The 6,789-nt window shown below is 73.6% G+C and carries 6 protein-coding genes; 2 read left to right on the plus strand and 4 right to left on the minus strand.

Annotated elements, in window-relative coordinates:
• From AOK22_RS37855 to AOK22_RS37865, 3 genes are all read right to left on the minus strand, one after another.
• Positions 1 to 1,047: FAD/NAD(P)-binding protein (locus tag AOK22_RS37855; RefSeq protein WP_167357939.1), on the minus strand; the 1,047-nt coding region annotated here is incomplete at its 3' end.
• A 136-nt stretch (positions 1,048 to 1,183) separates the two neighbouring features.
• Positions 1,184 to 2,860, minus strand: a complete 1,677-nt coding sequence (locus AOK22_RS37860; RefSeq protein ID WP_055703183.1) for a DUF7800 domain-containing protein — start codon at positions 2,858 to 2,860, stop codon at positions 1,184 to 1,186.
• 167 nt (positions 2,861 to 3,027) lie between these two features.
• Positions 3,028 to 3,681: an HNH endonuclease family protein gene (locus AOK22_RS37865; RefSeq protein ID WP_055703184.1), complete on the minus strand. Its 654-nt coding sequence runs from the start codon at positions 3,679 to 3,681 to the stop codon at positions 3,028 to 3,030.
• A 492-nt stretch (positions 3,682 to 4,173) separates the two neighbouring features.
• Between AOK22_RS37865 and AOK22_RS37870 the strand changes: the two genes are divergently transcribed.
• Both AOK22_RS37870 and AOK22_RS37875 read left to right on the plus strand, forming a co-directional pair.
• Positions 4,174 to 4,752 (plus strand): TMEM165/GDT1 family protein, encoded by a 579-nt coding sequence (locus tag AOK22_RS37870; RefSeq protein WP_055703185.1) that lies wholly within the window; start codon positions 4,174 to 4,176, stop codon positions 4,750 to 4,752.
• Between the two features lie 205 nt (positions 4,753 to 4,957).
• The gene (locus AOK22_RS37875; RefSeq protein WP_055703186.1) at positions 4,958 to 5,629 is read left to right on the plus strand and encodes an HAD family hydrolase; all 672 of its coding nucleotides are present in this window, start codon (positions 4,958 to 4,960) and stop codon (positions 5,627 to 5,629) included.
• Between the two features lie 112 nt (positions 5,630 to 5,741).
• On the opposite strand, the gene AOK22_RS37880 is transcribed toward AOK22_RS37875, so the two are convergent.
• A partial coding sequence (locus AOK22_RS37880) for a peptidoglycan-binding domain-containing protein (RefSeq protein WP_244165268.1) occupies positions 5,742 to 6,789 on the minus strand: 1,048 nt, incomplete at its 5' end.

Raw genomic sequence — 6,789 nt, forward strand, 5'->3', positions numbered from 1 at the left:
CCCCGTGAGCTCCCCCCGCCCCGCGAGCAGCGTCGCGTAATAGACCGTCTCCACTTCCTTGGCGACCAGCGGCCATATCTCGTGGAGGAAGTCGGGGGCGTCGCCGCTGTCCGCGCGTTTGCGGAAGCCGGCTATGACGTCGCCGGTGAGGACGGCGGGCGTATGGCGGCCGTACGGGCCCTTCGCGTTGTCGCCGCGCGCCTGGTACGGAACGCCGCGCCGCGAGCCCGCGTACAGCCGCGGCTCATGGCCGGAGGGTTCGTAGCGCAGGCCGCCGTCGGGCGTGCGGACGTAGTGGCCACCGCGGCCCGCGGTCAGCAGGGCCATGTGGTCGAAGAAGTTGAGGCCGAGCCCGCGCAGGAGCACCGGCTCGCCGGGGACGATCGCGGACAGGTCCACGTCGGCCGGGTTGGCGGGCCCGACGTGGCGCAGGCCGTGCCGCGCCGCGTACGTGGCCATACGTTTCTGCTCCGCGTCGCCCGCCGCCGGCAGATGGCCCTGCGCGAGGACGACCGCCGAGAGCCCGGACAGCTCCAGGCCGTTGTCCAGGACGAGGGTCTGGAGCCCGTCGGCCGTCTCGTCCAGGCTGACGGCGCGTGCCGGGTGGACCCGGACGCGGACCGAGTCGGGGGCGCCGCGCACCGTCCGCGCGAACACCCACTCCAGATAGCGGCCGTAGCAGGCGCGGGTGGGGTAGTCGTCGGGCCCGAGCCCCGGCACGCGGCCGGCGGCCGCCCACTCGTACAGGCTCGGCCCCGGACTGATGGGACCCGAGCAGGCGACGCTCGGGTCCGTGAAGAGGGTCACCTGCGAGGCGACGGTGTTCATGAGGAGTTCGCCGGGCTGCCGCGTCCGCCAGACGCGGCCGGCGCCCGGCGGCGAGGGGTCGACGACGTGGACCGTCAGGAGCACCCCGGGCGCGAGGAGTTCGGGCGCCGACGCGCAGAGCCGTTCGAGCACGCTGGTGCCGCGGGGGCCCGCGCCGACCAGAGCGAGGGCGGCCGCATGCGGTGCGGGCGGGCGCGGTGCGGGTACAGGTGCGGACAAAAGCGTGACTCCCGGGGCATCGAGAACGCTGGAAGCGGTTGGTCCGCATCATCATGCCGTCGGGGACCCCGATGCCGAACCCCGGTCAGAGGATCCGCTTCGGGGTGTGGGGTGTGTCACGTAGGAGGCCCGGTGGTCACGAAAGGTGCATCTCGCGCGCCGCTTCCAGGCGGACGCCGCCGCCCCGTGCCGTCCGTGCCTGGTCGAGCCGCAGCCGGGCCGAACGGCCGCGCAGCGTCAGCGTCATGAGCTGATTGCCGAACCACGGTCCGCCCGCCCTGCGCCACGAGACGCTCGCACGCGCCACCCGGCCGTGCCGCGCGAAGCGGCGTCCCAGGGCCCGCCCCGCCCGGCTCCAGCCGAAGCGGAAGCCGAGCTTTATGGACGCGTGGATGGAGTTGTGGACGGGCGAGCAGGTCAGCTGCAGGACGCGCGCGTCGGGCCCCTCGCCCGCGGGCCAGCTCGGCTCGGCGACGTAGGCGTGGTGGACGTCCCCGGAGAGCACGCACACCGTGGCCGGCGCGCCCGCGCCCGAACCCGCCTCCGTGATCAGCGAGGTGAGCGCCTCGAAGGAGGCGGGGAAGGCCGCCCAGTGCTCCAGGTCGGAGCGCCTGCGCAGGTTCTCGCCGAAGCGGGCCCAGCGGGCGCCGCGCTCACCCCGGCACAGCGCCGCGTTCCACCCCTCGGCGTCATGGATGAGGTGGGGGAGGAGCCAGGGCAGGGAGGTGCCGATGAGGAGATGGTCGTACGCGCCTTCCCCCGACGCCCCCTCCCCGGCCATGCCCTCCAGGGCCTGCTCGCGCAGCCAGCGGGCCTCGTCCGCGTCGAGCATCGCGCGCTTGCCCTCCTCCAGGACGCGGGCCGCGCGGGTGTCGACCATCAGCAGGCGCACGCGTCCGAAGTCTCGGCGGTAGCTCCAGCGGGCGGCGGTGGCGTCCGCGTCGGCCGCGGCGGCGAAGGCGCGCAGCGCGTCCGTGCCGTCCGGGGTGGCGCGCACGGCCGCGTACAGCTCGTCGGCCGCCAGCTCCTCGGGGCGCAGATTGCCGAGGTGCTGATGGACCCAGTACGACATCAGGCCGCTCAGGATCCGCTCGCGCCACCAGGGCGTGGCCCGCATCTCGGCGACCCAGGCGGCGCTGGTGTTCCAGTCGTCGATGATGTCGTGGTCGTCGAAGATCATGCAGCTGGGCACGGTGGACAGGAGCCAGCGGATCTCCGGGTCGAGCCAGGACTCGTCATAGAGGTGGGTGTACTCCTCGTAGTCCGCGACCTGGACGCCCGGCGGGTCGGCGAGGTCGCGGCGGGCGGCGAGCCAGCGCTGGGTGGCCTTGGAGGTCTGGTCCGCGTACACCTGGTCGCCCAGGAGGACCAGGACGTCGGGGCGCTCGGCGTCCGGGGCCGCGGCGATGCGGGCGGCGAGCGTGTCCAAGGCGTCGGGCCCGACGGGGTCGTGCTCGTCGGAGGGCGGCGCGGCCCAGCGGCAGGACCCGAAGGTGACGCGCAGCTCGGCGTCCGCGTCCCCGGCGGGCGTGCGGATGGTGCTCGCCGGGTAGGGCGAGTCGGGCAGCGGCCAGACGGCGGCCCCTTCGGGCCCGCCGAGCCGCACCTCGTACGCCGTCTCCGTGCCGGGGGTCAGGCCGGTCACCGGGATCAGCGCGTAGTGGTGGCCGGCGATCTGGAAGGTGCGCGCCGAGCCGCCCGCGCCGTCCGCGCACCGCACCTCGGCGGCGCAGGGCCGGTCGGCCTCGACCCAGACGGTCGCCGTGGAACCGTCGACGTACCTCAGCAGTGGACCAAGGCGCAGCCGTGCCACAGATGATCACCCTCCTCCGTCGCCCCGTACGGTACGGAACGACGGGGGAGGGCGGGGCGGTTCCGCGATTTGTCCGCTGCCCGGCCGCTGCCCGGGAGGTCAGCGGCGGTCGGGAGCCGCGCGGGTGGCCGCCGCGAGCCGTCGTCGGCGGCCGCCGGGGGCCGTCGTCAGCAGCCGTTGAGGATCGACGACAGCGCGCTCTTCTCCTCGGAGTTCACGGTGAGCTTGTAGTGGTGCTTCACGTCCACCCACATCCGGGCGTAGTAGCAGTGGTACGAGGTGGTGGGCGGGAGCCACTTGGCCGGGTCCTTGTCGCCCTTGGCCTGGTTGACGTTGTCGGTGACGGCGATCAGCTGGGGCCGGGTCAGGTCGTTGGCGAAGCCCTCGCGCTGGGCGGTGGTCCAGCTGTTGGCGCCGGACTTCCAGGCCTCGGAGAGCGGGACGACGTGGTCGATGTCGAGGTCGGACGCGGCGGTCCAGGTGGCGCCGTCGTAGGCGGACTTCCAGGTGCCGGAGGTGGCGGCGCAGCTGGAGTCCTGCTCGACGTTCGTGCCGTCGCGCTTGAGGACGACCTCGCGGGTGTTGCAGGCGCCGGACTGCGTGCTCCAGTGCGGGAACTTGTCGCGGCTGTAGCCGTCGGAGGAGCCCTCGGCCTTGACCGTGAGCTCGCCGAGGTAGGTGCGGGCGGTGCTCGCGCTGACGGGGGCCGGGGGAGCGGCCTGGGCGGGGGTGCCGGTGAGGAGGGTGGTGGCCGTGGCCAGGACGGCGGCCGTGGCGGCGAAGGTGTAGCGGGTGCGTCGACGCGCGTAGACGGCGGACATGCTGACTCCCTTGTCGTGGGGGGAAGTTGACCGGTGGGGCGGTCATGCTCGCGTGATGGGGTTACTGGCGGATGTGCATGCGGTGACAGGGTCGCGTCAAACAGGTACGGACTTCAAGAGGTCTGGCGCGGTGTCATATGCATGGCACGCGAGGGCAGTTGTGTTTGAGTGATCCACGTCACGCCGAAGCGGGTCGAAAGGCCCTGGCCGGGGCCGGGCGGAGGTCCCGTACTATGGACGGCGCAGAAGGGGAGTAGCTCTTCGCCGGACCGTCGACACACTGCTCAGCTCGTCTGAGCCGGCGCCCGGAGGCAGGCCCGTCAGGGCAGGCCAGCGAGACCTTCGGCAATGCAGTGCCCGGCGTACGCACCCGCGTGCGCCGTGACGCGCACGCGTACATGCGTGTGCGTCCGTGAGCGCTGCCGTGCCGAGGTGTCGTACGCGAAGCGCTGAACACTCTCGGTGGGGCGGCCCCGACCGATTGAGGAACCCTTGATCAGCTTCAGCGTGATGGCGCTCGTGTTCGGCGTCGTCTTCCTTGCCGAGCTGCCCGACAAGACGGCGCTCGCCGGGCTCGTTCTCGGCACGCGCTACCGCGCCAGTTACGTCTTCGCCGGTGTCGCGGCGGCCTTCGCCGTCCACGTGGCGCTCGCCGTCGCGGCGGGCAGCGTCCTGACCCTCCTGCCGCAGCAACTGGTCCACGCGCTGACCGGTGTCCTCTTCCTGGGCGGCGCCGCGATGCTGCTGTTCAAGGGCGGCGACGACGAGGAGGAGGTCAGGCAGCCCGAGGACCAGAGCTTCTGGAAGGTCTCCGGGGCGGGCTTCATGCTCATCCTGGTCGCCGAATTCGGCGATCTGACGCAGATCATGACCGCGAACATGGCGGCCCGCTACGACGACCCGCTCTCCGTCGGCCTCGGCGCCGTGCTCGCGCTCTGGGCGGTGGCGGGACTCGGCATCGTCGGCGGAAAGGCGCTGATGAAGCGGGTGCCGCTGGCGCTCATCACGAAGATCGCGGCGCTGCTGATGCTGGCGCTCGGCCTGTGGAGCCTGTACGAGGCGATCGCTTGAGGGGCGGTTGCGCGGAGCGGCGAGGGGGCCGCGTGAGGCTGGTCCGTTTTGGGATGCTTACGGGCGGGCTCGGCCGGTGTGACCTGCGGCGTTGGCGTTTGACGCCCTCGTTTTGTACCGTGCAGGAACAAAGTGGCTCCGCCCGTACTCCCTGACCGGCGGGCGGGGCTGCCTTGATCTTCTCCCTGCGCTCTGGAGCACGCCGATGACGGACACGACCGCTGCCGTTCTGACCGCCCGCGCCGTCCTCCTCGACATGGACGGCACCCTCGTCAACTCCGACGCCGTCGTCGAGCGCTGCTGGCGCCGCTGGTCCGAGCGGCACGGCCTCGACTTCGACGAGGTCATCAAGGTCGTCCACGGACGGCAGGGCTACGCGTCCATGGCGGTGCTGCTGCCGGACCGGCCCATGGCGGAGAACCACGCGGAGAACCGCGAGATGCTCCTCGCCGAGACCTCCGACATGGAGGGCGTCGTGCCGGTGCCGGGCGCGCCCGCGTTCCTGGCCGCGCTGGCGGACCTGCGCCTTCCGCACGCGCTCGTGACCTCCGCCGACGTGCCGCTGTCCACCGGGCGGATGGCCGCGGCGGGCCTCGCGCTGCCGGACGTGCGGGTGACCGCGGAGAGCGTGGGCGCGAGCAAGCCGGATCCCGAGGGATTCCTCAAGGGGGCGGCGGAGCTCGGGTTCGCCCCGGCGGACTGCGTGGTCTTCGAGGACTCCGAGGCGGGGATCCTCGCCGGCAGGGCGGCGGGCATGCGGGTCGTGGGCATCGGTCCCCGGGCGGCGCAGTTCGGGCCCACCGTGCATGTGGACGACCTGACGCGGGTCGGGGTCGCGTCGGCGGGCGCCGAGGGGCTCCGGCTGACGTTCGGCTGAGGCCGGGCCGTCCGGCCGGTCCGCCCGGGGCGGCGGGGCCTTCCCCGACTCTCCGTGGGCCCCCCTTCCTCTCTGCGGGGTCTCTTTCCTGCCCACGGCTTCGGCGTCACCTCTACGGCCTCGGCGTCTCCGTGGGCTCCGTCGTCTCCGACTCAAGACTCCGCCGTGTCGTACGCCCGTACTCGCCCGGCGGATCGTCCGTGAGCCCGCGGGCCCACTGGTAGCGGGTCACCGCGTCGGTGACCTCGCGCGTGTACGCGCCGTCGCGTTCCCCCACGTACAGATAGAGCTGTGCGAGACGGCCCTGGAGTTCCACGACCCGCGCCCCCTTGTCGCCCTCCCGCAGCGTCGCGCCGGCCGCCTGCTGGGGCGGTGCGGACGGCGTCCCCACCGAGCCGGTCGCGCGGGCGGTGGGCGGAGGCGTCGACGGTGATCGCGACGGACGCGTCGGCGAAGACGTCGGGGAAGGCGTCGCGCTCGGTGAGGCGGACGGGGTGTGCGAGGGGGACGGGGAGCGTTTCGCCGAGGGCGGCGCCGGCTTCGTCGGGTCGGCGAACGCCGAGGTCGGGGCGTCCGGCAGCGCGTGGTCCCGTCGGGTCCCGTCCGCGGCCGAGGAGAGCAGTCCCGTCGCGAAGACGGCGGCAGCGGCGACGGCGGCCACGGCGCCCGCCCCGGCGAGCAGCGCGTAGCGGCGCCGGCGGGCCGCCCTTTCGTACGTATCCGACTCCGCGTCTGCCTCGTGCGGGTCCGCCGGGAAGAGGCGGACGTCCGCGGCGTCCGGCCCCCGCGTCGGCGGTGGCGGCGCCGGGGACAGAGGCGCGGTGTCGCCGGGCGGGGCGGCCGCGTCGGGGTCGGGCAGCGACACGTAGGGACGTATGCGCAGCGGATTGAAGTCCTCCGCGGCGGCGGCCTCCACGGACCGCGTCCGCCGCGCGTCATCGGCGGCCTGCCGCGCGCATCCGCAGGCCGGGGTCTTTCCGTCGCCGCGCGGCACTCCGCACCGGGGGCAGAGGCGGGGGTCGGGCTGGGACCGCTCCTCGGCGTCCTGGCGACGCCGGGCGTCCCGTCGGGGTGGGGAGTGGGCGCTCCGGGAGTCGCCCGCATCCCGGGCGCCCCTCGTATCCCTTACGTCCCCCGTGTCCCCCGCGTCTCTCGCATCC

Source organism: Streptomyces silaceus, assembly GCF_001419745.1.
Classification (GTDB): Bacteria; Actinomycetota; Actinomycetes; order Streptomycetales; family Streptomycetaceae; genus Streptomyces; species Streptomyces silaceus.